Raw genomic sequence first — 25,717 nt, 5'->3', positions numbered from 1 at the left:
ATTTACTTTAGATCAGGCGTCTTTACTAAAGCCTTACCAGCAGCGGCACCAGCCTCAGCTCCAAAGCGCTTAGCAACACGCTCTGCAAAGTTTTCTTTCATAGTGTAGTCAAGAATATCAGGCGCTTTAAAGATATCGCGCGCAACAGTATCGACCGTGCCATAGCCATCGGCCAAGCCAATCTTGACAGCTTGCTCGCCATTCCAGATGCGTCCAGAAAATAAATCAGGCACATCTTTTAAGCGATCGCCGCGACCCTCTTTTACTACCGCAATAAATTGCTGATGAATCTCATCAATCATGGTCTTGACCATCTCGACTTGCTTTGGATTCTCTTTGCTAAACGGATCCATCATGCCTTTATTGGAGCCTGAAGTAATCATGCGGCGAGTAACGCCTAACTTATCCATCAAACCAGTAAAGCCAAAGCCCTCCATGATCACGCCAATCGATCCAACCAAGCTGGCTTTATCAACCAAGATTTGATCAGCAGCTACTGCAACGTAGTAACCACCCGAAGCGCAAATATCTTCCACCACAACATAAAACGGCTTCTTTGGATAAAGCTTGCGCAAACGATGAATCTCATCATTAATCATGCCAGCCTGAACTGGAGATCCACCAGGACTATTAATACGCAAGACAACACCGGCACTTTGCTCACTCTCAAACGCAGATAACAAAGAAGAATTGATATCCATCGCATTGGCCATTGAGCTTGAAGAGATTTCACCTTCAAGAGTTACCAAAGCGGTATGTTTTTCAACCCCCATTCCTTTGCCTGGAAGATGGAAATCAAATATAGAAAACAAGGCACCCACGATTACTAACAAGGTTAGGATGCGCAAGACCGCTTTCCAACGACGCGCTTTACGAGTCTCTTTCAAGTGCTCCAATAGGAGATGCTCAAGCGCTTGACGCTCCCAAATTGGGTTTGGATTATTTTCCATCTTTTTAAATTCCTTAGTCTTACTAATTTACTAGCTGAATTATGCAATTACAGATTGTTTTTAAGCCATTGCGAGAGTTGTGCAACATCATCCACATGCACCAATGATGGCGATTCCTTTAGAGTGCTTGGGGGATGGGCGCCATAGGTAACGGCTACCGCATCTACGCCAGCATTGGCTGCCATATCTAAGTCATGCGTCGTATCACCAATCATCAGCATGCGGCGGGTTGGCACTTGGGTCACGTCCGATAACTCTAGCAGCATTCCTGGATGAGGCTTAGAGAAGGACTCATCGGCAGTGCGAGTCTCATGAAAGAGATGGCCAATTTGATGATGCTTGAGTGAGCGGTCTAAACCAACTCGAGACTTTCCTGTGGCAACACCCAGCAGATATTGTTGATCATGCAATTCTTGCAAGAGCTCTCTGATCCCAACAAATAAATCGAGCTCATGATCTTTGGCCAAATAGTGGTATCGAAAACGCTCAGTGAGTTTTTGAAAATGGATTGGCTCGATCCAAGGAACTGCTCTGCGCAATGAATCCTGAATTCCTAGTCCGATCACAGAGCTTGCCAAAGTATCATCAGGCGCCTTAAAACCTAAATCGCGACAGGCTTGCTGAATGCAATACACAATGGTTGGAGTGGAATCCATAATGGTTCCATCCCAATCCCACACAATCAGGTCATACGGTCGATTCGCTTTATTCGATTTGTTCGATTGAGGCATTTTTTACTACTCAAAAGTTTTCATCATGGCGGTAAATTCTGGAGGCAACGGTGATTCAATGCGCATCTTTTCACCAGTGCGCGGATGGGTAAAGCCAGCCAGATGAGCGTGTAGGTATAAGCGCTTGGATTTAATCTGCTTATCTAAATCTTCAAAGCCATACTTATCGTCGCCCAAAATCGCGTGACCCAATTTTAGTAAATGCACTCGAATCTGATGGGTGCGCCCCGTCTTCAATTGCGCCTCCGCCAAAGTAATAGTGGCATCTTCACGCTTCAGTGTCTTAGTCACTCTTAATGCGGTATGACTTGGAAGTCCATCTGGATCAACCTTCACACGGCGCTCGCCATTTGGAAGAAGATACTTATGCAGCGGATATTTAAGTTGCATGGTTTGCGCGCCCTGAACGATTTCACCATGGGCAAGCAAGAAGTAACGCTTGTCAGTTTGACCTTCGCGAATTTGGCGATGGAGCTCTACTAAAGCGCTACGCTTTTTAGCTAGCAGCAAAACGCCTGATGTATCCCTATCTAGACGATGAACTAATTCCAAGAACTTGAGTTCTGGACGGGTAATGCGCAAGGTCTCAATGACGCCGAGCGCAATGCCAGATCCACCATGTACAGCTAAACCAGATGGCTTATTCACTATTAATAAGGCTTCATCCTCAAAAAGGATAGGCATTTTGTCTGAATATCCATGCGCACGGGATTTGGTTTGGGCAGAATTGACCGCGGCCATTTGGGCTGGCTCTGCAATCCGAACCGGGGGAACACGCACTACATCACCATCAATCAGCCGAGTTGTTGGTTCAGCCCGCTTTTTATTAACCCGGACCTCCCCTGATCGAATAATTCGGTAAACGTGGCTTTTGGGAACCCCTTTAGCCCAGCGTAATAGATAGTTATCCAAGCGTTGGCCGGCCTCTTCCGGACCAATGGTCTGAAGATGGACTGCAGCAGGCGCTGAAGTATTGGGCGTTTTTACCTGTAAAGGCTTGGAAATGGGTTCGGATTTCATGATTTATCTCTCTTGTGACCCCGACGGGGGACGACAAGGGACTCAACAATACCCCATTGTCACGCAACTTGTGCCGTATAATCAACGCTCTAGCCAATTTATTGGCCCGAGACTAACCTGAAGTCAGGTTTGAATCGTGGAGCTTGGAGTCGCCCTTTAAAAGACTCCCGGGGTTGCCCCTCCCCCGTTGTAATGAGGCGCAGGGTTGGTGTGCCGTATGCCGCGACCCGCGATTAGAAGACAGTTTTCAGGCGCGCGCCTGCATTGATGACCTAAAGGAGGTCTCTGCGGCGATCGTCAAGTGTGGCACCGATTTAACCAACCGTTAACTGGGTGAACTAGGCAAAAAATGCTTAGATTTGCATGATCCACACTCATATACCGCCTTAGGCTTAGTCCTAAGCGGCATCTAACTTGTCCCCTAACGCAGCGCGCAACGACGCCCTCCCCCATAGGAGAGTGTTATGAAACGCATGTTGTTTAATGCAACTCAACAAGAAGAGTTGCGAGTTGCCATCGTTGATGGTCAAAAACTCATTGATATCGATATCGAAGCTGCCGGTCGTGAACAACGCAAAGGCAATATCTACAAAGGTGTCATTACCCGCATTGAACCTTCCCTTGAGGCTTGCTTTGTCAATTACGGCGAAGAACGTCATGGCTTCTTGCCATTCAAGGAAGTAGCCCGCACTTACTTCAAAGAAGGTATTGACGTTCGCAATGCTTCCATCAAGGATGCTTTGCGCGAAGGTCAAGAAATCATTGTTCAAGTAGAAAAAGAAGAGCGCGGCCAAAAAGGCGCTGCCCTCACCTCTTTTGTCTCCTTAGCAGGCCGTTATTTGGTATTAATGCCAAATAACCCACGTGGAGGTGGCGTTTCTCGTCGTATTGAAGGTGAAGACCGTCAAGAACTCCGTGAAGCAATGTCCCAATTACAAGTACCAGATGGCATGAGCATTATTGCTCGCACAGCCGGTATTGGTCGCGACGCTACTGAATTGCAATGGGATTTAAGCTATCTCATGCAGTTGTGGACAGCGATTGATGAAGCTGCCAAAGGCAACTCTGCTCCGCTATTAATCTACCTAGAATCCAGCTTGGTGATCCGCGCTATTCGCGATTACTTCCAGCCTGATATTGGTGAGATCCTCATCGATACCGATGACATCTACGAACAAGCTGCAGCATTTATGTCTGTAGTGATGCCCGACAATTTGCCACGAGTAAAGCGCTATCAAGACGATGTGCCTTTGTTCTCTCGTTTCCAAATTGAGCATCAAATTGAAACTGCGTACTCACGTACTGTGCCATTGCCATCTGGCGGCGCAATCGTGATTGACCACACTGAAGCCTTAGTTTCAGTAGACGTTAACTCGGCACGCGCAACCCGTGGCTCTGATATTGAAGAGACTGCTACTCGTACCAACTTAGAAGCTGCCGATGAAATCGCTCGTCAAGCACGTTTACGTGACTTGGGTGGCTTGATCGTGATCGACTTCATTGATATGGAATCGAGCAAAGCACAGAAAGATGTTGAGAATCGCTTACGTGATGCCCTGCGTCATGACCGTGCGCGCGTTCAGATGGGCAAGATCTCCAAGTTTGGTTTGATGGAAATGTCACGTCAGCGCTTGCGTCCTGCTTTGTCTGAAGGCAGCCATGTAACCTGCCCACGTTGTAATGGTACTGGCCATATTCGTGACACTGAATCTTCTGCATTGCAAGTTCTGCGCATCATCCAAGAAGAAGCAATGAAAGAAAACACAGCAGCGATTCATACACAGGTACCGGTCGAAGTGGCTGCATTCCTCTTGAATGAAAAACGTGCTGAAGTGATCAAGATTGAGACTCGCTTCAAAGTAAACGTCTTGATGGTTCCAAACAAGCATTTAGAAACTCCACACTACAAGTTAGAGCGCTTGCGTCATGACGATCCACGTCTTGACGATCAAAAGGCTAGCTATGTGATGGCGGAAGAAGCTGCTCGCGAACTCGAGACCGACACTACAGTAAGCAAAAAAGATGCGGATGTAAAAGTACGTCCAGAAGCTGCTGTTAAAGGTATTACGCCAACACAGCCTGCACCAATTAGCCAACCACGCCCTGCACGCACTGAAAAAGTAGCGAAAGTAGAAAGTACTGGTGGTTTCTTTGGATTCATTAAGAGCCTCTTTGGTTCATCACCAGCAGTTGAAGAGAAGCCGGCACCAAGCAACCCACGTGGCCGTAATCAAGGCCGCAATGGTAACGACCGCAATCGTGGCCGTAATCGTCGCGGCGAACGTACTGAGCGTCCAGCAGCGAATGCAGCTGAAGGCACACCGGCAGAGGGTTCTAACAACAATCGCAATCGCAATAACCGCAACGGCAACCGTAACCAGGGCAATCAAAATGGTCCTAAGCCAGAACGCCAAGCTAATCCAGCAGCAGTAACACCTGCTACTGAAGCGGCTCCTGGTACTGAAGCTGCTCCAAGTGCAGATGGTGAGGAACGTCGTGGTCGTGGTCGCAACCGTCGTGGTCGTGGTCGTGGTCAACGTGGTGAGCGCACTGAGAATGGTGATGCAGTAACTGCGGTTTCTGCTACTCCATCAGCAAGCCCATTTGCAGGTCCTCCAGTAGGAATGGCTGGCGCATCTGCATCCATGCCAATTCAGAACCTTGCTAATAGTTTTGGTAATGCAAAACCTGCTGCAGAGAAACAAGAAAGACAAGAGCGCGCTCCACGTGCACCTCGTCAATCTAATCGCCCTGCGCAAAATTCTGCTGCGGCCTCAGCTCCTACCTCAGCACCAGCATCTACTCCAGCACCAGTTGCTGTTGCAGCTGCCAAGATTGAAGTAATCGCTAAGCCTGCACCCGAACTTCCTAAAGTTGCCTTCCAAGCGCTTGAAGAAACTCCGCTGCATAGCGTTGTGCAATCAGCAGGCATGATCTGGGTCGCTACTGACTCTTCAAAGCATGCTGAAGCACAAAGTCAGATTCAGGCAGAGCCTGTTGCACATAACTTAGGCAGATCGCCTAAACCTGCAGCAAGCATTCCTGAGGGCCCAATGGTTTTAGTTGAAACCGGCGGCCAAGAAAAAACGGTTTAACGCTTATTCAAGCTTTTCTCCAGGCTGCCATTTATCCCAAAAGGATATTTGGCGGTTTGGCAGAAACCCCGTTTCACAGCCATAATTGAGTTCATGGTTGAAAAAGCAATCCCCAAGGTAATTCCCATTCGCATCGATGAAGGTACGGGCATGGCGCCGTCTATTGGCGCGCAGCTTGTCACGCCGCATGGCCATACCCAAGATACTCGTGGACGCACCCTCAGAGACCTGCGTATCTCTGTAACCGATCGCTGCAACTTCCGCTGCACTTATTGCATGCCTAAAGAAGTATTCGACCAAAACTATCCTTACCTAGCCCATAAAGAATTGCTGAGTTTTGAAGAAATCACTCGCCTCACCACTATCTTCTCTACTTTGGGCGTTGAAAAAATTAGATTAACTGGTGGCGAACCTTTGCTACGCAAGAATTTAGAAGTGCTAATTGAGATGTTGGCAAAAATTCAGACGACTGAAGGCAAACCACTTGATTTGACCTTAACGACTAATGGCAGCATTTTGCGCAAGAAAGCGGCCGCATTAAAAGCAGCCGGGCTACAACGATTGACAGTCAGCCTAGATGGCCTTGATGATGCCACCTTCAAAAAAATGAATGACGTCGACTTTCCAGTAGCCGATGTACTAGATGGAATTGCCGCAGCACAAGAGCTTGGCTTTAAAAACATCAAAGTAAACATGGTGGTCAAAAAAGGCACCAACGATCATGAGATTGTTGCGATGGCCAAACACTTCAAGGGCAGTGGTGTAATTCTGCGCTTTATTGAATTTATGGATGTAGGCAGCTCTAATGGCTGGAACATGGAGCAAGTACTTCCTTCTAAAGAAGTCATCGCCCGCATCAATGCGGCATTTCCTCTGGAAGCGATTGAGGCCAACTATTCTGGCGAGGTTGCACAACGCTGGCGCTATGTTGATGGCTCAGGAGAAATTGGTGTGATCTCCAGCGTGACCCAAACCTTCTGTCATGAATGTACAAGGGCACGCATCTCTACTGATGGTCAAATGTATCTCTGCCTCTTTGCAAATGAGGGCTTTGATTTCAAAACTTTGTTGCGCTCTGGTAAATCCGATTTAGAAATTGCCAATGCTGTGATGAACACATGGTCTAACCGCGAAGATCACTACTCAGAAATACGCGGCTCTCAAACCGCTCATCTTTCTTCGGGTAATCGCAAGGTTGAAATGTCTTACATTGGTGGCTAATGATTTCAATTAAAGACATTACCGGACTCATTCTTGCTGGTGGACGCGCGCAGAGGATGGGTGGCATTGATAAGGGCTTAATTCCTTTTCACGACAAACCATTAATCGAATCAGCCATTGCGAAATTAAAGCCTCAGGTACAAACAATTGTTATTAATGCCAACCGCAATATTACGAAGTACGCTGGTTATGGATACCCTGTAATCATGGATGAGACCCCAGATTTTTCAGGCCCCTTGGCGGGATTCTCTGTGGGCCTGAAAGCATGCAAGACCCCCTATCTCCTGACTTCCCCCTGTGACTCACCCTTACTACCCAATAATCTTGCGGAGCAATTAAGCGCTGAGATGGGGCGCGGGAACTTTCAATTGGTGTATGCCTCCAGCAAAGAAGCCGATGGCAAGGTATGGGCGCAGCCTGTGTTTTGCTTAATGCGCGCGAACTTGCAAGACTCTCTTGAGAATTTCTTACTCAAAGGTGATCTCAAAATTGATCGCTGGTTTAAAGAATTGCGAAGCAGCACTGTCATTTTTGATAACCCGCAAGTTTTCGCGAATGTAAATACTCCCGAAGAACTCAAGTCTCTTGAAGAAGTATCGGCATGAGCCACTCACCGAACCAACCCATTCTGTTGACCTCATCACTTCATGTTGATGATGCACGTAAAGCTATTGCGATGCTGGTCGCCGACCTCATTCAGGAATCAACAGCCATTAATGATCCTGAAGATACTGAGACTGTTGCATTAGATCAAGCGATCAATCGAATCTTGGCAGCGGATCTACTCTCACCCATTGATGTTCCGGCTGCAGATAATTCTGCAATGGATGGCTTTGCATTTGATGGTAAATGCCTTGATACAAGTAGCCCAACTATTTCTCTTAAGGTAATTGGCACAGCGTTCGCGGGCAAGCCTTATGAAGGCTGCATTAGTGCAGGTGAATGCCTCAAAATCATGACCGGCGCACTCATGCCTGCAGGTTGCGATACTGTCATTCCGCAAGAGTTTACAAACGCAAAAGATGGAAGCCTTATTGAATTCAAGCAAGATCAATTAAAGGCTGGCGAGAACCGTCGCCTTCGTGGCGAAGATCTTCAAAAAGGTAAGCCTGCCATTTCGGCTGGTCGTTTATTGCGTCCGTCTGATTTAGGTTTAGCTGCATCACTAGGTATTGCATCGCTACCAGTCAAACGCAAACTCAAAGTTGCGATCCTATCCTCAGGTGATGAGCTACGCTCTCTAGACCAACCATTGGATGCAGGCAGTATTTATGACAGCAATCGCTATAGCCTTACTGGTTTACTCAATCGCCTCAATCTAGAGATTATTGACTGCGGCATTGTGCGCGATGACCCAAGCTCCCTAAAACAAGCCTTTATTGAGGCAGCCGGCAAAGCGGATGTATTAATTTCGTCTGGGGGCGTATCTGTTGGGGAAGCGGATTTCACAAAACAAATCATGCAAGAGTTGGGTGATGTCGGCTTTTGGAAAATCGCCATGCGCCCAGGTCGCCCGATGGCCTTTGGAGTCCTTAAGCCGGTCGCCGGAAAATCCCCAGCTCGCAAAACGCTCTTCTTTGGATTACCAGGCAATCCAGTCGCGGTCATGGTGACTTTTTACCAATTTGTCCGTGCAGCGCTTTTACAACTCAATGGCGCAAATCAAACTGAACCGCCATTGACCCAAGCCATTGCTGAGGCGCCTATCCGGAAAAAGCCTGGTCGTACAGAATTTCAGCGCGCCATCTTGGGCCGTGGATCCGATGGCAAGCCTACTGTTCGATTAACTGGTAGCCAAGGAGCTGGTATTTTGCGTTCCATGAGTGAGGCCAATTGCTTTGTCATTCTTGGTCATGAACAAGGAAATGTTGCCGCCGGAGACTGGGTAGATATAGCGCTTTTTGATGGACTGCTTTAAGATTGCGTCATCATGAAACTCACCAAAAAAGAACTCGTCTTTCTCGACCCAATGCATACCGCCAAAACTTTAGTTTTGGTTTACCTCTGTTTCTCCGTTCCAATCGTTTTGTTGGCACTCTTTGTAGCCTTCATTCGTGACGGCGCCATTCCAGGATTTACAGTGCTATCCGCTTTAATTCTCAATGCCCTACTCGGCTTTGGATTGTTATGGATTGCCTGTAAGGTCTATAACTGGGTTGCAGGCAAGTTTGGCGGCATTGAATTGGCTATGCGTGAACTACCAGAAGAAATTGATGCAGAATAGAAATTCGATATTCGGAGTTATCTCCAAGTAATAAAGCCGAGCAATGCTCGGCTTTATTTTTACTGATTAAGCTTTATAGGCTTCCATATTAATGAGACTAGGTGGCCTCTTCCCATCAAGTGCTGCACGCAAATTCTCTACTGCTAAATCTACCATTGCTCGACGCGTCTTTTCAGTCGCACTAGCAATGTGTGGAGCAAGTACAACATTACTTAATTTGAGTAATTCAGGATGCACTTTGGGCTCACCCTCAAATACATCAAGACCAGCTGCAAATATTTTCTTTTCTTTAAGTGCTTGAGCCAGAGCCACATCATCCACAATACCTCCACGGGCAATGTTTATCAGGGTTGCCGTCGGCTTCATGAGCGCAATTTCTTTTGCACTAATCGTATGGTGACTCTCAGCGCTATATGGCAATACCAAGACTACGTGATCCGCTGTCCGAAGTAACTCTTCTTTAGAAACATACTTGGCAGCACAGGCCTTCTCATCAGCATCAGATAGATGACTGCGGTTGTGATAAATCACATTCATACCAAAACCCAAAGCGCGCTTAGCAATACCTTGGCCGATACGCCCCATACCAATGATGCCCACTGTGCTGTGATGCAAATCCATACCAAGAGGGTTGTTCACAATCGACCACTTATCCCATTGACCTGCACGCACCCAATGTTCTGATTCAGTAATACGTCTTGCGGTTGCCATCAATAAAGCAAATCCAAAATCTGCTGTTGTGTCGGTCAATACATCAGGTGTGTTAGTTGCCATCACTCCTGCAGCAGTAATTGCCGGCACATCAAAGTTGTTATAGCCAACGGAGATATTGGCAACTATCTTCAGCTCCTTTGCATTGGCTAAGGCATTGGCATCAATTCTTTCGCTACCTGCCACTAAAGCCCCCACAACCCCAGAGAGTTCTTTTTGCAACTCCTCGGGACTAAAAATCCGATCCTCTTGGTTTGACCGAACCTCGAAAGATTCCTCCAGTTTGGCTAAAGCCTCCGGGAAAATGGCTCTAGCTACGAGGATTTTGGGTTTTTGCTTCATATCTTGGGAATTAGCTTGTGTGTTCATAAGGGAACTTTACCTGAAGTAAATTGACCCTTTTGCCTGAAAAATAGGCTATTTCGGCTAAAATTGAGGTTTTATAACTTAGCGCCCTGCTTTTGGGGCTCTTGAAACAAAACCATCATGACTTACGTTGTTACCGAAGCCTGTATCCGTTGCAAATACACCGACTGTGTTGATGTCTGCCCAGTTGACTGCTTTCGCGAAGGTCCTAATTTTCTAGTCATCGATCCAGATGAGTGCATTGACTGCGCTGTTTGCGTACCAGAGTGCCCAGTAAACGCAATTTATGCTGAAGATGATGTGCCTGGCGATCAACAAGCATTCATCAAATTGAATGCAGATCTCTCCCCTTCCTGGACATCGATTACCAAGTCCAAAGCAGCGCTTCCAGATGCTGACGAGTGGAAAGACGTTAAGAACAAACTCGATCAGCTAGTAAAGTAATTTTCTAGCTTAAGAAATTCGTGTCGAACTCACCCATAGAAACCGATGCTGTCATCATTGGCGCCGGTCCTGTGGGTCTCTTTCAGGTTTTTGAATTAGGCCTGCTAGAAATTAAAGCGCATGTGATTGATTCTTTGCCAGAGGTTGGTGGTCAATGCATCGAGCTGTATCCAGACAAACCCATCTACGATATTCCTGCGATACCAGTGTGTACTGGACGCGAACTCACCAATAATCTTTTAAAACAAATCGAGCCATTTAGCGCCCAATTTCATCTAGGTCAAGAGGTTAGCAAGCTTGAGCGCCAATCCGATGGCCGCTTTCTGGTTAGTACCTCCCAAGATAATCACTTTTTAAGTAAAACGGTTTTCATTGCTGGTGGAGTAGGTGCCTTTCAGCCGCGTACTATTAACTTAGAAGGCATTGAGGCCTTTGTAGGAAAACAGGTTTTCTATCACGTCAAAAATCCTGAGCAATTTACAGACAAAAGGATTGTGATTTGCGGTGGTGGCGATGCAGCGCTAGATTGGGCTATTCATTTTTCTGAGATTGCCACTAGCGTTACTTTGATTCATCGTCGCGATGACTTTAAAGCTGCGCTAAAATCGATTGCCAAAATGCGTGAGCTTTGCGCCAACAATCAAATGGAGCTTCTCATCGGTCAAGTGACTGGCTATGAAGCGAAAGATGGCTTACTTGCTGAAATTACCTATACCAATATTGATGGGGAATCTAAACAGATTCCATTAGATGCCCTGTTGGTGTTTTATGGTCTATCTCCTAAATTAGGCCCTATTGCAGAGTGGGGCCTCAATATCGATCGCAAACAAATTTGCGTAGATACCGCTAAATTTCAAACCAGCGCCCCAGGAATTTATGCCGTTGGAGATATCAATGTCTACCCTGGTAAGAAAAAACTCATTTTGTCTGGATTTCATGAGGCTGCCCTAGCGGCTTTTGCAGCTGCTGAGTACCTCAACCCTGAAAAGCAGATCCAGCTTCAATATACGACCACCTCTCCCAAGCTTCATAAAGCCCTCGGGGTGAAATCACCCACATTCGAGTAAGCTATCCCTAATTCGTTAATACATAACCACTTTTAGCCAATATATGCGTCAATATCACGATCTCATGAAGGAAGTCCTCGCCAAGGGGGTTCAAAAGTCCGATAGAACTGGAACTGGCACCGTGTCTGTGTTTGGACACCAGATGCGCTTCAACTTGGCCGATGGCTTTCCGATGGTGACCACTAAAAAGCTGCACCTCAAGTCCATCATTTATGAATTGCTCTGGTTCCTCAAAGGCAGCACCAACAATAATTGGCTTAAAGAGCGCGGCGTATCGATTTGGAATGAATGGGCTGCGCCTGATGGTGATTTAGGTCCTATCTACGGTTATCAGTGGCGCTCATGGCCAGCACCTAACGGTCAGCACATCGATCAAATCTCAGAAGTGGTTGAGACCATCAAAAAGAATCCAGACTCACGTCGCATTATTGTGTCTGCTTGGAACGTTGCAGATATTCCTCGTATGGCTTTAGCGCCTTGTCATGCCTTTTTTCAGTTTTACGTAGCAGATGGTAAGTTGTCATGTCAGCTCTATCAACGCAGCGCCGATATTTTCTTAGGTGTACCTTTTAATATTGCTAGCTACGCATTGCTAACCCATATGATGGCGCAGCAATGCAATTTAGAAGTGGGCGACTTTATTTGGACTGGTGGCGATTGCCATTTATATAGCAACCATCTAGAGCAAGTGGATCTTCAGTTGTCACGTGATTTCTTGCCACTGCCTAAGCTCAATATCTTGCGTAAGCCAGATTCTATTTTTGATTACGAATTCGAAGATTTTGAAATCGTCAGCTATGAATCTCACCCCCACATTAAAGCTCCTGTAGCCATCTAAGAAGCATACCTATGACTCAACCTGCTATTTCCATGATTGTTGCGCGCTCGCGCAATCACGTCATCGGCCGCGACAACCAAATGCCTTGGAAAATATCGGCTGATTTGCAATTCTTCAAGCGTGTCACGATGGGGCATCCTGTCATCATGGGTCGCAAGACCTGGGAATCGATTGGACGCCCTCTGCCTGGACGTCGCAATATCGTAGTGAGCCGCAATGCAAACTATGAGGCTACTGGTGGTGAATTAGTCGGATCACTAGATGAAGCATTAAAGAGCTTGAGTGAGTTTGAGCGTGTCTTTGTTATTGGTGGAGAGCAGCTTTTCACACAGGCATTTCCAAAAGCAGACCGACTCTACATTACAGAAATCGACCTAGATATCGATGGTGGCGATACCTTCTTCGAAGTGCCAAACACATCCGATTGGAAAGAGGTTGAAAGAACGCCAGGATCTGAGGGTGAGATCACCTTCAGCTTTATTACATTAGAGCGCAAATAAAAAAGGACTCCTCGGAGTCCTTTTTCTTAAGCAAATTTCTAATGCCACATTTACTGAACAACAATCTTGGCATCTTTGGCAATCTGACCTAAGAACTCATATTGCTTTCTTTGGGTCATGCCAGCACGAATCGCCTGCTTAGCCTGTTCAAATGAAGGCGGCTTGCTTGATTTTTTATCCTCCAACTTAACCAAGTACCAGCCTTGTTGCATTTGGATAGGCGCTGGTGAAACCTGCCCTTTAGAGAGCGTTGCCAATACAGAAGCTAATTGAGGCGCTACCTGTCCAGGCTGAACCCAACCCACAGCACCGCCTTGTACTTTATTTGGCGCTAAAGAAACGCTCTTAGCAACCTTATCAAATGCTTCACCCTTCTTAATACGCGCTAACGCTGCTTGCGCATCCGCTTCACTGGCCACTGCAATATCGCTCACTTTATATTCACTAATCATGCCCTGAGGTCCCAAAGAAGCAATTTCCTTGTTGTACTCAGCTTGTACGTCGGCATCAGAGATTGGGTTTTTAGCCATATAAGTAGATAGCTCAAGATCGGCCAAATAATTCTGACGAATCATGGCTAACTGTGTATTTGCTCTTTCAGAGTTTGCCAAGCCATCTTTTTCAGCCTGCTGAGAAAGCAATAAGACCTCAATGTACTTTTCAATAACCACTTTGCGCAATTCAGGGGAATCTTTTTGCCCTTGAGAAATGGCAACCTTAATACCCTGCTCTACCATGTCATTAGTAATAATGGTTCCATTGACAGATGCCGCAGCATTAATTGGCAAGCCACTTTGTTGTGCATATGCCCCACCAACCAGCGCAGTAGTCAACAAGCCTGCAGCAATAAAGCGCACTACCATTGGATTTAATACGGAAGTAAAAGGTTTCATAGGGAAGTTATCTTTCTAAAATTTAACCCCAATATTACCAGCTGGCACAGATTAAACCCTCATCAGCCACAGTAAAATAGACTCATGTGTGTTCAATATCTCACGACCGTCAACGTAGATTGGGTTAAATCCCACTTTGATCTGGATCTGCCTGCATCGAATACCCATGACGTATTTCCGACTTATCCGGGGCCCATTATTCTTAAAAGCCACAACACTGACCGTACTGCGATTGGTGTAGCACGCTTCGGCTTATTGCCTTCCTGGGCTAAAGAGGAAACATTTGGCAGAAAGACCTATAACGCTCGAGCAGAAACAGTGGCTGAGAAGCCTTCTTATAAGCACGCCTGGACAAAGCGACATTACGCCCTCGCTCTAGCAGATGCTTTTTATGAGCCTTCTTACGAGTCTGGTAAAGCAGTACGCACTGCCATTAAACAAGCGAATCAAGAGCCCATGGCAATCGCGTCAATTTGGGATACCTGGACCGAACCAGAAACTGGCGAGTTGATTGTTTCTTTTTCTATGCTGACGATTGATGCCAGCAAACACCCAGTAATGCAGCGCATGCATAAACCCGAAGATGAAAAACGCACTGTAGTTCCATTGCGACCTGAACTCTTTAATGCATGGCTGAATGCCACACCAGAAGAAGCACAAGCACTATTACGACTTGACTCTATTCCTGAGCTAATGATCGGCTAAGTGCCGAGCTCAATACCCAGCCAAATACCTACCTAGAAAGTAATAACAGGCTTTGTTGTTTGATAAGGGTCGGTAGACTGTGTTTCTAAAGCCTCGGCCTCTTCCTCGCCCTGAGGTTGATTATAAAATTTCGCATCCGCTGCGCGCTCTTTGGCAATGCGTGCATCTTCCGCCCTAGGATCAACTGGGCCAAAGGGTCCCTCTACCGGCGACAGCGTTTGTTGATTAAATTCCTGAATCTGCTGAGGGGTGTATGGGGAAAAAGTGGTCGACCCAGGCGGCTTGGGAAGGGGTTGAGTACAAGCTGAAAGACCCATCAATAACAGGAATGGGCTTAGCCGCAGGGAGAATGTATTCATGAGACCCATTGTATGGCAGCACACGCTGTTGCTTCTTTTTATATTAATTACAATGCTTACATGAATTTATGCCGCTTTATTGCACTTACCCTGATTGCATTTGGCCTTCCAGTGTTTCCGATAGCTGCATTTGCAATTGACTTGCAACCAAATGATATTGTCGCGCCACCACCAGGCAAGAGTCACGCAATGATCAGCTATCTGAATGCAGAGAATGGTACTTTTTACAAGAATGGGGCAGCTGTCTCAACAAAACCATTTGGCAGCCCCGATATCGCCACTCAAAGTGCTATTGCACGTATCAGCACTAGTTATGCCGTAAAAGATCTGCCAGCCATCTCCTATCTTCAAATACCGTATGGCACGATTAAACCAGAAGGCTCATTGGCCTCCTATTCTGCAAGCACGGGCATTGGCGACCTCACTTTTGCAACAGCCATTTGGCCTTATTCAGATAGAGAGAAAAGAAGGTACCTGGGTCTGGCTGGCTACTTAACAGCGCCCACTGGAAGCTACAACAGCCAACAGGTCTTTAATACTGGAGAGAACCGCTATAAATCTGATATCCAGATGGGCTATCAACAACCCATTATTGAAAATCTCGACGGCATGATTGCTGTGGATACCATGTGGTTTGGTGGAAACAGTCAATGTGCCGCAGCATGCCTCTCGGCAAGCAATACTTCCTTAAATCAGAAGCCTTTAACGACTACCCAGCTTGGTCCAATCTACAAGATCAATCAAACCTACACTCTGGGTGCTTCTTACTTTTATGTAGCAGGTGGCGCCGCCACGATTGGCAGCGCGTACCAAAACAATGTTGCGAATACCCAGCGTTACTTATTAAGCGCTTTGGCCTATTACCCTTTTGGCAGAATTAGCCTTCAGTATGGTCGCGATATGGAAATCAAGAATGGCTTTGTAGAAACGCGCCGACTTATTGTGCGCTACACGACTGAGTTTTAAACTCGTTATCCCTACTTACGCTGAAGAAGACTCTTGATAAAAGGGATTCGACAAGCTAGCAGCAGCACAATCACTGCTCCGTATATAGATACCGTTCCCAAATCATTCTTGCCTGCTTTGTGCCACCAATAGTGAACTATTGCAGTACATGCAATTACATACACAAGCTTGTGCAACAGACTCCAACGCCTTCCCAATTGACGCACGGCCCATTGATTGGAAGTTAACGCCAATGGGATTAGCAATACTAAAGTTAGAAAGCCCATCGTAATAAAAGGTCGCTTAATCACATCAGCCCACATAGATTGGAGATTTAGATTCTGATCCAACCAGAACCAGATCGAAAAATGAATAGAGGCGTAGAAAAAACAAAATAGCCCCAGCATACGGCGCAACCTGATCCAGACTGTCGAGACTGTTAGTAAGCGCAAGGGAGTCATGGCAAGCGTGATACAGAGAAAGATCAGGGCCCAGGCACCAGTTGAGCGGGTAATGAATTCAATTGGGTTGGCGCCCAAGCCTTCATCCACTCCCAGCCAAACCAAGCGGGCTAGCGGCAGTAGGGATACTAAGAAGACGAGTGGCTTAACGAAATTCATAAGACATATTAAACGACCCCATTAATTTAGAATCAATGGGGTCGCCTTTATAAATACCTAAGGGATCAACACTTAAGCCAAACTCAAGCCAAACTCAAACCTTCCTTACTCAAAGGGAAGTTCCGAACTGGCCTGCCAAGTGCAGCAGATACTGCATTCGCTACTGCTGGGCCGACGACGCAGATCGTTGGCTCACCCACTCCACCCCAAAAATCAAAACTAGGAACTAAAACGGTTTCAATTTTGGGGGTTGCAGACAATTTCAACAACGGATAAGTATCCAGATTCTGCTGTTTAATACGCCCATTTTCAACAGAGATCTCTGGCAAAAAGATTGCCCCTAAAGCCATTGCTACCGAACCTTCAATTTGCTCGCGTGTTAAATATGGATTCACAACATGTCCAGAATTCAAAGCAAAGACCAATCGAGTAACCTTCACCACATTGTTTTGTACGGTCACTTCCGCTACGCAAGCGGAGTAACTGGCATAACCCATGAACTGTGCAACGCCGCGGAATGTTCCTGCCGGCAACGGTTTATCCCAATCCGCTTTTTTAGCTGCAGCATTCAGAACACCTAGATGCTTTGGATGACTCTGCATGAGTGCCTGTCTAAATTTCACAGGATCTTTACCAGCCGCTTTGGCGCACTCGTCCATAAAGCATTCCATGAAGATGCCGTTTTGGTTGGTGTTCACCCCCCGCCATGGACCAACGGGTACATGGGTGTTTTTCATCACATACTCGGTTAAGAGTGTGGGGAATGTGTAACCAAGCTGAGCATCAGGCCCCTTCTCGTAAAAACCTTGGAGCTGACGTTCATCCTTGCCATTTTTAATGGCCTGTGGTGCTAATGTGGCATTAATGGATTGACCTGCCACCTTGATATGCATACCGGTGACATTGCCAGAGCCGTCAATACCAGCAGTCATCTTTGCCATGGCAATTGGATGATAGTAATCATGAGTCATATCTTCTTCACGACTCCAAATCACTTTCACAGGCACACCTGGAAATTTTTGTGCCACCTTAGCAGCAAAAGTGGTGAAGTCTTGCGTTGATCCACGGCGACCTAAACCACAGCCAGAGTCTAATTTATAAACTTCGCATTTCTCAAGTGGAAATCCAGTCGCTTCGGATAAGGCTGCATGTGAACCTTCGCCATTTTGAGTTGGTACCCAAGCCTCAGCACGATCACCTGTGATTTTGACGGTGGCATTCATCGGCTCCATTGTGACGTGAGCACGATATGGCGTGTAATAGATGGCTTCCACCTTTTTTGCGGCGCTATTGATAGCAGCAGGCGCATCACCTTCTTTACGCTGCCAAAAATCACCCTCTTCATCCAAACCATCACGTAGCATTTTGTTGATGCCATCTTGCGAGACGCTAGCAGCCTTACCTTCGTCCCAAATGATAGGCATTGCATTCAGCGCTGTATTTGCGTGCCACCAAGTATCGGCAACTACTGCGAGCGTGCTGTCATTAATTTTGACAACACCTTTTACGCCGCGCATATCCTTAATCTTAGTTTCGTCATAGCTCACCAATTTGCCTCCAAAGACTGGACAAGCTTTTACAGAGGCGCAAAGCATTCCAGGGAGTTGCAAATCAACACCATAGACTTTAGATCCGTTCACCTTATTTGCCGTATCCAAGCGTGCATACGGTTGTCCGGCAACTTTCCAATTCCTTGGATCCCGCAAGGTAATTGACTTTGGATCAGGGGGCGTTAAGGTGGAAGCTAGCTCAGCTACTTTGCCATAGGTTGTTTTACGTCCTGATGGCGCATGAGTGATGACACCTTTATCTACAGTTAGTTCTGAAACAGGAACATTCCACTGATTAGCGGCTGCTTGCATCAACATAATGCGGGCCGCTGCTGCACCACGACGCACATAGTCTTCAGAAATCCGAATTCCACGACTGCCGCCTGTGCCGTGCTCCCCCCAAACCCGCTTACGCGCCAAGCTTTGCCCTGGAGTGGCTGACTGGGTTTTAACTTTTTTCCAATTGCACTCGAGTTCTTCCGTTACCAACTGGGCTAGACCTGTGCGCGTGCCCTGGCCCATCTCCGAGCGAGCGATACGAATATAAACAGTGTCATCTGGTTTAATGCTGACCCAAGCATTGACTTCTGCATCACCAGCTTGCGTTGGTGTATTGGGATCGTATTTGGCACCAGCTTGAGCAAATGCCATATCAGGCAATGTGCCTATACCCAGCATCAAGCCACCACCAAGCATGGTGCCCTTGATGATGAAATCACGACGGGAAGAATTTTCTAGATTTGGAGTTTGAGTTTTTATTGTCATGTTTTTCTCCTTAACCACGTGTCGCAGGAGTAGCGCTGTACTGCGCCAAAACATCTGCCAATTTCTTTTGACCAGATGCAACATGAATACCATCGCGAATTTTTTGATAAGTTCCGCAACGACACAAATTGCCCATCGCGTTATCAATATCAGCATCGGTCGGCTTTGGATTTCTCTTCAAGAGAGCGGCAGCGGCCATGATTTGGCCAGACTGGCAATATCCACACTGCGGAACATCAAGCGCAACCCAAGCTTGCTGCACTGGATGCGTATTATTTTTGGAGAGCGCTTCAATGGTGGTAATTTTGGCCTTACCTACTGCCAACACTGGAATTGAACATGATCGAACCGGCTCACCGTTAAGGTAGACGGTACAGGCGCCACACTGGGCAACACCACAGCCATACTTTGTACCCGTGAGGCCTACCACTTCACGAATCGCCCATAACAAGGGCATATTCGGCTCCACATCAATATTCTGAATCTGACCATTAATGTCTAATTGCATATTGTCTCCTATGGTTTTTCTTTTCAAAGACTATAAATCATTCCAGGCTTTTTGCGCCTGCACATAAATAGCTTAGGACTAAGGCAAAACCCTATCGAATCAGGCTGTAATTTGCTATCCTGAAGCCTCAATTAAGGATAAATATGACCGAAGAAAACCAAACCCAGAACGACGAAGATTTTGACTATGGGTGCGAGTGTGCAATGACCTTGCTTAACGAGCCTACTGAGGACCGCCTGAACGACTTAATTGATGAGTTAGATGAAGATGGCATGATTTCCACCGAAGTGGTTTATGGCCTGCTAGCTACTATCCTCATGAGCATGAATGAGGAAGAGCACGAAGGTGACGAGCACTAATTTCTATTGCTAATCACTGATTAGTTTTGCTTTACTTGGGAAGCAAAGGCATCCATTGCCTTTGCTAACTGAATATCCAACTTAGTTAATCCACCTGCTGAATGGGTACTTAACTCCACCACTACCTTATTCCAAGAGTTTGACCAATCAGGATGGTGATCGATTTCTTCAGCATACTGTGCACATAGCGTCATGAACTCAAATGCTTGCTTGAAGTCTGCAAAAGTAAAAGTTTGCATAATAGATTTTCCCTTTGAGCTTAGAGCCCATAAAGGAATTTCTTTATCTAAATCGAAACCATCGACTATCAAAATCAATAAGCCTTAAGCAGAAACACTTTGTGAGAGCTGTTTTAAATCCTCTGGATATAACCAGCGCCACTCGCCTTCAGCCAACTCTGTAGGCATTCGATAAGCGCCAATTTCAGTGCGATGTAAATTGGCAACATGATTGCCTACCGCTGCCATCATGCGCTTCACCTGGTGATAGCGCCCTTCAACAATCGTCATTGCTAAAACATGATCAGAAATTTGCTTGCAAGCAGTAGCAAAGCAAGGCTTAGGATCATCGTCAAGCACAACACCATTTATGAGATGCTCTATTTGCTTCTGAGTAATAGGCTCTGGGGTTGTAATTTCATATACCTTGCCAATATTCTTCTTGGGCGTAGTCATTTTATGAATGAACTGACCATCATCAGAGATCAAGAGTAAGCCCGTAGTGTCATAGTCTAGGCGCCCCACACATTGCAGGCCCCTTTCTACAAAAGGACTGGGTAACAAACTATACACACTAGGATGGTGCGTCGTTTTATGTGAGCACTCGTAGTTGGCCGGCTTATTAAAGGCGAGATAGGCTTTCTCGTGATACTCCCAATCTTTACCTTCCACATTCAGGATCAGATTGTCAGTAGCAATTCTTTCTTCTGGGTCTTCAGCTAAGGTGCCATTCACCTTAACCAACTCGGCGTATACCAAATCGCTACAGTAGCGACGAGTACCAAAGCCTTGGCTAAAGAGAATTTTTTCTAGGGAAATCGGTTTTGCCATATGCTGCAAAGCATACTACAGAGCATGCCTGAATTGGATCGGCCAATTTACTGCTGCAATTCATTATCATTAGGTATTTACTCCATTTCTGGATGCCTCAATGCTCTCCACCCCAAAATCACGCTCCCTCCTACACACTCGAGAAATCACTTTCCAGGGCTATGCCAGAGACGATGGCTTATGGGACATCGAAGGCCACTTAAAGGACTTCAAGACAAATCCATTTCGGACTAGCGCAAAAACTTGGCAGCCAGGGGAACCCTTTCATGACATGTGGGTGCGCGTCACACTGGATCGCGACTTTGTCATCAAAGAGATTGAAGCGGTGATGGATGGGCAGCCCCATGCAGAATGTAATTCAGCCATTCCGCCAATGGATGCTTTGGTGGGTTCACGTCTTGGTAAAGGCTGGCGCAAAACAATTGATACCCACCTAGGTGGAATTAAAGGCTGCACTCACCTGCGTGAGCTTCTCGTTAGTCTTGCGACTGCAGCCTACCAATCGGTTCCAGGTGCTTTTTTTGATCCTGATAGCGAAAAGCCACCGCTTTACTTGGGCACCTGCAAGTCTTGGGACTTTAATGGCCCCGTAGTGATGCGCGTGTATCCCCAGTTTTACCAGTGGAAGCCTAAGACTTAAAACTCACCACGATGCACATTAAATGCATTGAAGGCTTGCTGAACCGGCATCACCTCTAAAACATTGATATTCATGTGGCTTGGCAAAGTAGCTGACCAATAAATGGTTTCAGCAACATCGTCAGCGCTCAAAGCTTGAACACCGGTGTAAACCTTCCCAGCCTTCTCATCATCGCCCTTAAAGCGAACATTAGAAAATTCTGTTCCGGCGCACATACCAGGTTCAATACAAGTAACTCGTACCGGAGTGCCAATCAGGTCTGCGCGTAAATTTAAACTAAATTGCTTTACAAATGCCTTGGTTCCGCCATAGACGTTACCGCCCGGGTAAGGATAGTTTGCGGCAACAGAGCCTAAATTAATCACATGACCACGCTTGCGATCAACCATGCCTGGCAAAAATGCGCGACTCATATGAACAAGTCCCTTGATATTGGTATCGATCATCTGATCCCAATCACTTAAGTAAGCTTTATGCGCAGGCTCTAACCCCAAAGCCAGACCGGCATTATTTACTAGAACAGTCACCTTAGAAAATTCTGCTGGCAGTGCACTGGCTAAAGCATCAACTTGAGTGCTATCGCAAACATCTACCACCATGGTCAGGATTTTTTTCTGCTGCTCAGCAGGCAAAGAATTTTTTAAAGCTTCTAAACGTTCCACTCTTCTACCCACGGCCACAACTTTATGCCCATTAGCCAAAAAACGACGGGCGGTTGCCTCTCCAAATCCTGCGGTAGCTCCAGTAACTAATACGGTATGTTCCATACTTCCTCTTCAATTCGATGGTGAATAGTGCTTTGTAATTTAATATTAATGCTTATATGAGATTCCTGCGCACACTAACCTTCTTCTTGGCATGCATTTCTGCTGCTTTAGTATGTGCCGCAGAACCGTCTTCAGCGCCTATTTTAGGGCTTATCAATACATCTCAAGACAGATCGAAAGATCGTACCCTGGAGTTTTGGGGCTACCATGAATACGATGGGTCACAAAATTATGCGGACACCCTCAAACTGCGCTATTACAACCCCGTCAATCTCGGAGATTGGCATGGCATGGTTAGGCTCGATACTGCCTATCAAGCCACTTATGGACCACAGCTACCTGCGCAAACGACTGGGACCTTTTCCCCTAATAACGCGATGCTAACGATTTGGGGCGGTCAAGCTGGTTGGTTGGCTAATGTGGGCGCAAGGTTGTATGCACCGCTGAGCAATTCTGGACAATGGATGGCTGGGCCTCAGGTAAGCACTTCATTCAAACCTGCCGGCAATGGGCAGAATGTTCTTTCAGATATCTCGCCACTAGCTAGATATATGATCGGCTTTAATGCTAAGGCTCCATCAGGCACTAGCCCACCACCACTAACAAGTCGTCTCGAACTTTACCCAACGATAGGTTTAAATCTGAGCCCCAATACTCAGATTCGTTTTTGGGATGAGAACGGCGCCGTCTATAACGCAGCAGGCGGAGGATGGTTTGTGCCCATTGATGCAATGGTGACCCATCGTCTCAGTAAAAATTGGTTGGTAGCAATTGGAGGAGCTAAACAAATGGTTCAAACTTACCAAATGTACGACTGGACCGTGTACGGAAAAATTTCACTGAGCTTTTAAAAAGTTTTGTACAAAGATCAAGCGAAATCTATCAGCGTATCGCCTTCTAGTTTTGCAGCGCCTGATTTTACAAGCGCCCTAGGCAACCACTGAATGAATTCATCCATATCCATATTGAGTAGTTTTGCCGCACTGATGAGTGCTGGTGTATTGGCGATCCAATCATTCACTTGAGCGATATTGCGACTACGCCATTCCAGCAAACGGTACTTCAGCAATACTTTTGCGCCATGACGAGCGTTGCGATCAGGATCTGATGCCAAGTAATCTAATCTTGATCGAGCTGTAGCAATCGACTTTGCAATATCTACAAATGGTGCGCCATGCCCAGGAATCACAAGGTCTACCGGCAGGGTCTCAATTAAATCCAAGGTTTGAGCAACTTCCTCAAATCCTGTCTCACCCCATAACTCAGGAAAAATGACGCCAAAGCCTTCTTCCCATAAGGCATCAGCAGAAATCAACATTCGATGATCGGCCTGGTACAGCATCACTGAATGAGGATCATGTCCCGGGGCGGCCAATATCTTCCAAAGATATCTTCCTAGAAGGATCTCCTCACCCGGAATCAATACACCGTGATGAGAAAACTGAGGGCACTCTTGCCCTAAGTTGTCGTAGCTCAGTAACGCACTATCCCAGCTCTTAACCGCCAACTCTTCAGCGGATGGAATGAGTACCTCGCAATTAAATACCTTAGCTAAAGCAGCATTACCGCCACAGTGATCCGAATGTAGATGGGTATTCACTAACTTATTTAAATTTGGCAATCCATGCTTTTTCAGGGCATTACGCACTAAATCTAGAGTGAGGTTTTGATGTGCGCAGTACCCTGAGTCTACTAAGGAAACATCAGATTCACCAAAGTGAAAGATATTATTGGCGGAGAGCCAACCTCTTTCAAATACTTCAATGCCTGGCGGTAATAAATGCGCTGTCATGCTTTAGTGAATTGGTATCGTTGCTTTGTTTTGTTATTTATCGGTTTGCTGTGCAGTTAGCTCTAACTTGCGTATATCAAACTGTTGAGCTTGTATGCGTTGCAGAGTGTCTTCGTATACTTTTTTATCCAGTTGAGGAGTCCTAGACAGAATCCAGAGGTATTCACGACGTGGATCGCTCACCACAGCTACTTGATACTGGGGATCTAGATCAATCACCCAGTAATCGCCCCACACCATAGGTATAAAGGAGAGCCATGCTGGTGCAAATCGTACCTCTAACCTAGGGGAATCTTTTGCACCAATTTGTCGGGCAGTGCCCTCCGCTTCTGATACATCGCCTTCAGCAGTTCTACAACTATTTAATACTTTAAGGGTGCCATCAGCTCTAGCTGAATAAACCGCCCTAGTATTACTCACGCATTTTTTCTGAAACCAGTTTGGAAATTTAGCGATTTCGTACCAAGTGCCTAGATAGCGCTGGACATCTAGTGAGGGAATGGTTTTTACTGGAACATCACCCGTCTGCCCATAAGCAGAAAAGCTAGCGATAAAGATGCAAGCACTAAAAAATACTGAGTAAATTTTATTCATTTTTAATAGTACTTCTTCAGATCCATTCCGGCGTACATACTGGCCACCTGTTCACCATAACCATTAAACATCTGGGTTTTAATCTTTGGCGCAAACATGCCCTTAGGATCGCCAATGCGTCGCTCAACTGCTTGACTCCAACGCGGATGATCCACCTGAGGATTAACGTTGGAATAGAACCCATACTCGCGAGCATCAAATTGATTCCAGCTGGTCTTAGGCATTTCTTCTGTAAAGCGAATTTTGACAATCGACTTTGCACTCTTAAAGCCATACTTCCAGGGCACCACAATGCGTACGGGGGCGCCATTTTGCTTAGGCAAGACTTCACCGTATAAACCAAATGTCAGAAGTGTTAATGGATTCATGGCTTCATCCATGCGCAAACCTTCACGGTAGGGCCAATCAATGATGTTGCTTTTCACTCCCAGCATTTGCTTGCGATCGGCCAAGGAAATAAATTCAACGTATTTCGCTGAACTGAGGGGCTCCACCTTAGTAATCAGTTTTGAGAGTGAGTAACCATCCCAAGGAATAACCATAGACCAACCCTCAACACAACGCATCCGATAAATACGCTCCTCCATCGGAGCTAACTTCAGAAGCGCGTCAATATCAAGCGTCATTGGCTTTTTTACCAAGCCCTCAATGGATATTGTCCAGGGGTGAGTTTGTAGAGTGTCAGCATGCGCGGCAGGATCTGCTTTATCAGTGCCAAACTCATAAAAATTGTTATAGCTCGTGATGTACTTATATGCAGTAAGGCCATCTTTATCTGCAAATGCAGGATTGAGCGTGGCGGCGAGTTTTTCTGGATTGGCCGCAAGCGCCTCTCTGGAGAACCAAGGCGCCAAGGCCATGCCAAAGCCTCCTGCGGCAGCAGTTTTAATGATCTTGCGGCGGTTTTCAAACACTTCCCTAGGAGTGATATCACTCGGAAGAATGGTCTTATCGATAAAACGCATATGCGCCCCCTATATAGGTAATCGATCTATTTTGCTACC

Annotated in this window: 29 protein-coding genes; 14 read left to right on the top strand and 15 right to left on the bottom strand. The window is 46.4% G+C overall.

Features of this window, described 5'->3' with window-relative positions:
• Nucleotides 1-2: 2 nt before the first annotated feature.
• The 3 genes from sppA to ICN18_RS04770 are packed head-to-tail and all read right to left on the bottom strand — an operon-like array spanning nt 3 to nt 2,701.
• A complete protein-coding gene (gene sppA / locus ICN18_RS04780; protein ID WP_216189319.1) occupies nt 3-950 on the bottom strand; it encodes a signal peptide peptidase SppA in 948 nt (315 codons plus the stop codon).
• A 47-nt stretch (nt 951-997) separates the two neighbouring features.
• A complete protein-coding gene (locus ICN18_RS04775; protein WP_216189318.1) occupies nt 998-1,681 on the bottom strand; it encodes an HAD-IA family hydrolase in 684 nt (227 codons plus the stop codon).
• A 6-nt stretch (nt 1,682-1,687) separates the two neighbouring features.
• Nucleotides 1,688-2,701, bottom strand: coding sequence for an RluA family pseudouridine synthase (locus ICN18_RS04770; RefSeq protein ID WP_216189317.1), 1,014 nt, complete (start codon nt 2,699-2,701; stop codon nt 1,688-1,690).
• Between the two features lie 464 nt (nt 2,702-3,165).
• Between ICN18_RS04770 and ICN18_RS04765 the strand changes: the two genes are divergently transcribed.
• The 5 genes from ICN18_RS04765 to ICN18_RS04745 all read left to right on the top strand — a co-directional run bounded on the left by ICN18_RS04765 (nt 3,166) and on the right by ICN18_RS04745 (nt 9,241).
• Nucleotides 3,166-5,796, top strand: coding sequence for a ribonuclease E/G (locus ICN18_RS04765; protein ID WP_216189316.1), 2,631 nt, complete (start codon nt 3,166-3,168; stop codon nt 5,794-5,796).
• A gap of 150 nt (nt 5,797-5,946) precedes the next feature.
• Entirely contained in the window at nt 5,947-7,017 is a 1,071-nt protein-coding gene (gene moaA, locus ICN18_RS04760; RefSeq protein ID WP_255532104.1) for a GTP 3',8-cyclase MoaA, read from the top strand.
• A complete protein-coding gene (mobA, locus tag ICN18_RS04755) occupies nt 7,017-7,622 on the top strand; it encodes a molybdenum cofactor guanylyltransferase MobA (RefSeq protein ID WP_216189314.1) in 606 nt (201 codons plus the stop codon). Before moaA ends, mobA begins: the two co-directional genes overlap by 1 nt.
• A complete protein-coding gene (gene moeA / locus ICN18_RS04750; RefSeq protein WP_216189313.1) occupies nt 7,619-8,935 on the top strand; it encodes a molybdopterin molybdotransferase MoeA in 1,317 nt (438 codons plus the stop codon). The genes mobA and moeA overlap by 4 nt, the downstream gene beginning before the upstream one ends.
• Before the next feature lie 12 nt (nt 8,936-8,947).
• Nucleotides 8,948-9,241: a hypothetical protein gene (locus ICN18_RS04745; RefSeq protein WP_215400911.1), complete on the top strand. Its 294-nt coding sequence runs from the start codon at nt 8,948-8,950 to the stop codon at nt 9,239-9,241.
• A 66-nt stretch (nt 9,242-9,307) separates the two neighbouring features.
• Here ICN18_RS04745 and ICN18_RS04740 read toward each other — a convergent pair whose 3' ends face one another.
• Complete coding sequence (locus ICN18_RS04740; protein ID WP_216189312.1) at nt 9,308-10,321, bottom strand: 2-hydroxyacid dehydrogenase; 1,014 nt, start codon at nt 10,319-10,321, stop codon at nt 9,308-9,310.
• Between the two features lie 117 nt (nt 10,322-10,438).
• Between ICN18_RS04740 and fdxA the strand changes: the two genes are divergently transcribed.
• The 4 genes from fdxA to ICN18_RS04720 are packed head-to-tail and all read left to right on the top strand — an operon-like array spanning nt 10,439 to nt 13,167.
• Nucleotides 10,439-10,762 (top strand): ferredoxin FdxA, encoded by a 324-nt coding sequence (fdxA, locus tag ICN18_RS04735; protein WP_216189311.1) that lies wholly within the window; start codon nt 10,439-10,441, stop codon nt 10,760-10,762.
• A gap of 20 nt (nt 10,763-10,782) precedes the next feature.
• Nucleotides 10,783-11,829 (top strand): NAD(P)/FAD-dependent oxidoreductase, encoded by a 1,047-nt coding sequence (locus tag ICN18_RS04730; RefSeq protein ID WP_216189310.1) that lies wholly within the window; start codon nt 10,783-10,785, stop codon nt 11,827-11,829.
• Between the two features lie 43 nt (nt 11,830-11,872).
• On the top strand, nt 11,873-12,667 hold the full coding sequence (locus tag ICN18_RS04725) for a thymidylate synthase (protein ID WP_216189309.1): 795 nt from the start codon (nt 11,873-11,875) through the stop codon (nt 12,665-12,667).
• Between the two features lie 11 nt (nt 12,668-12,678).
• Nucleotides 12,679-13,167 carry a dihydrofolate reductase gene (locus tag ICN18_RS04720; RefSeq protein WP_216189308.1) on the top strand — a complete coding sequence of 163 codons (489 nt, stop codon included), beginning with the start codon at nt 12,679-12,681 and terminating at the stop codon, nt 13,165-13,167.
• Between the two features lie 50 nt (nt 13,168-13,217).
• On the opposite strand, the gene ICN18_RS04715 is transcribed toward ICN18_RS04720, so the two are convergent.
• A complete protein-coding gene (locus ICN18_RS04715) occupies nt 13,218-14,060 on the bottom strand; it encodes a peptidylprolyl isomerase (RefSeq protein WP_255532068.1) in 843 nt (280 codons plus the stop codon).
• Nucleotides 14,061-14,144: 84 nt separating this feature from the next.
• Here ICN18_RS04715 and ICN18_RS04710 point away from each other — a divergent pair, with 84 nt between their 5' ends.
• Complete coding sequence (locus tag ICN18_RS04710; RefSeq protein WP_216189307.1) at nt 14,145-14,765, top strand: SOS response-associated peptidase; 621 nt, start codon at nt 14,145-14,147, stop codon at nt 14,763-14,765.
• Nucleotides 14,766-14,797: 32 nt separating this feature from the next.
• On the opposite strand, the gene ICN18_RS04705 is transcribed toward ICN18_RS04710, so the two are convergent.
• A complete protein-coding gene (locus tag ICN18_RS04705; RefSeq protein WP_255532066.1) occupies nt 14,798-15,124 on the bottom strand; it encodes a hypothetical protein in 327 nt (108 codons plus the stop codon).
• 60 nt (nt 15,125-15,184) lie between these two features.
• Here ICN18_RS04705 and ICN18_RS04700 point away from each other — a divergent pair, with 60 nt between their 5' ends.
• Nucleotides 15,185-16,090, top strand: coding sequence for a transporter (locus tag ICN18_RS04700; protein WP_216189306.1), 906 nt, complete (start codon nt 15,185-15,187; stop codon nt 16,088-16,090).
• A gap of 11 nt (nt 16,091-16,101) precedes the next feature.
• On the opposite strand, the gene msrQ is transcribed toward ICN18_RS04700, so the two are convergent.
• The 3 genes from msrQ to ICN18_RS04685 form a co-directional block, all read right to left on the bottom strand.
• The gene (gene msrQ / locus ICN18_RS04695; RefSeq protein WP_216189305.1) at nt 16,102-16,689 is read right to left on the bottom strand and encodes a protein-methionine-sulfoxide reductase heme-binding subunit MsrQ; all 588 of its coding nucleotides are present in this window, start codon (nt 16,687-16,689) and stop codon (nt 16,102-16,104) included.
• Nucleotides 16,690-16,772: 83 nt separating this feature from the next.
• Entirely contained in the window at nt 16,773-19,004 is a 2,232-nt protein-coding gene (locus ICN18_RS04690; RefSeq protein WP_216189304.1) for a xanthine dehydrogenase family protein molybdopterin-binding subunit, read from the bottom strand.
• Nucleotides 19,005-19,014: 10 nt separating this feature from the next.
• On the bottom strand, nt 19,015-19,512 hold the full coding sequence (locus tag ICN18_RS04685; protein ID WP_216189303.1) for a (2Fe-2S)-binding protein: 498 nt from the start codon (nt 19,510-19,512) through the stop codon (nt 19,015-19,017).
• 143 nt (nt 19,513-19,655) lie between these two features.
• Between ICN18_RS04685 and ICN18_RS04680 the strand changes: the two genes are divergently transcribed.
• Nucleotides 19,656-19,871: a hypothetical protein gene (locus tag ICN18_RS04680; protein ID WP_068322043.1), complete on the top strand. Its 216-nt coding sequence runs from the start codon at nt 19,656-19,658 to the stop codon at nt 19,869-19,871.
• 20 nt (nt 19,872-19,891) lie between these two features.
• On the opposite strand, the gene ICN18_RS04675 is transcribed toward ICN18_RS04680, so the two are convergent.
• Both ICN18_RS04675 and ICN18_RS04670 read right to left on the bottom strand, forming a co-directional pair.
• The gene (locus ICN18_RS04675; protein ID WP_216189475.1) at nt 19,892-20,182 is read right to left on the bottom strand and encodes a 4a-hydroxytetrahydrobiopterin dehydratase; all 291 of its coding nucleotides are present in this window, start codon (nt 20,180-20,182) and stop codon (nt 19,892-19,894) included.
• Nucleotides 20,183-20,194: 12 nt separating this feature from the next.
• A complete protein-coding gene (locus ICN18_RS04670) occupies nt 20,195-20,920 on the bottom strand; it encodes a pseudouridine synthase (protein WP_216189302.1) in 726 nt (241 codons plus the stop codon).
• Nucleotides 20,921-21,020: 100 nt separating this feature from the next.
• Between ICN18_RS04670 and ICN18_RS04665 the strand changes: the two genes are divergently transcribed.
• Complete coding sequence (locus ICN18_RS04665) at nt 21,021-21,560, top strand: DUF2889 domain-containing protein (RefSeq protein WP_216189301.1); 540 nt, start codon at nt 21,021-21,023, stop codon at nt 21,558-21,560.
• On the opposite strand, the gene ICN18_RS04660 is transcribed toward ICN18_RS04665, so the two are convergent.
• Entirely contained in the window at nt 21,557-22,327 is a 771-nt protein-coding gene (locus ICN18_RS04660) for an SDR family oxidoreductase (protein WP_216189300.1), read from the bottom strand. The genes ICN18_RS04665 and ICN18_RS04660 overlap by 4 nt on opposite strands.
• 56 nt (nt 22,328-22,383) lie before the next feature.
• On the opposite strand from ICN18_RS04660, the gene ICN18_RS04655 reads away from it, so the two are divergent.
• On the top strand, nt 22,384-23,178 hold the full coding sequence (locus ICN18_RS04655; protein WP_255532065.1) for a hypothetical protein: 795 nt from the start codon (nt 22,384-22,386) through the stop codon (nt 23,176-23,178).
• Nucleotides 23,179-23,195: 17 nt separating this feature from the next.
• Here ICN18_RS04655 and ICN18_RS04650 read toward each other — a convergent pair whose 3' ends face one another.
• Genes ICN18_RS04650 through msrP form a run of 3 tightly spaced genes read right to left on the bottom strand, consistent with a single transcriptional unit; the run spans nt 23,196 to nt 25,678 of the window.
• Nucleotides 23,196-24,119: an MBL fold metallo-hydrolase gene (locus tag ICN18_RS04650; protein WP_216189299.1), complete on the bottom strand. Its 924-nt coding sequence runs from the start codon at nt 24,117-24,119 to the stop codon at nt 23,196-23,198.
• Nucleotides 24,120-24,152: 33 nt separating this feature from the next.
• Nucleotides 24,153-24,713 (bottom strand): lipocalin family protein, encoded by a 561-nt coding sequence (locus tag ICN18_RS04645; RefSeq protein ID WP_216189298.1) that lies wholly within the window; start codon nt 24,711-24,713, stop codon nt 24,153-24,155.
• 2 nt (nt 24,714-24,715) lie between these two features.
• Nucleotides 24,716-25,678 (bottom strand): protein-methionine-sulfoxide reductase catalytic subunit MsrP, encoded by a 963-nt coding sequence (msrP, locus tag ICN18_RS04640; RefSeq protein ID WP_216189297.1) that lies wholly within the window; start codon nt 25,676-25,678, stop codon nt 24,716-24,718.
• Between the last annotated feature and the right edge of the window lie 39 nt (nt 25,679-25,717).

The organism is Polynucleobacter parvulilacunae, assembly GCF_018881715.1.
Classification (GTDB): Bacteria; Pseudomonadota; Gammaproteobacteria; order Burkholderiales; family Burkholderiaceae; genus Polynucleobacter; species Polynucleobacter parvulilacunae.
Note: the sequence above shows the minus strand (reverse complement) of the source record. Positions and strands in the feature narration are given on the sequence as shown.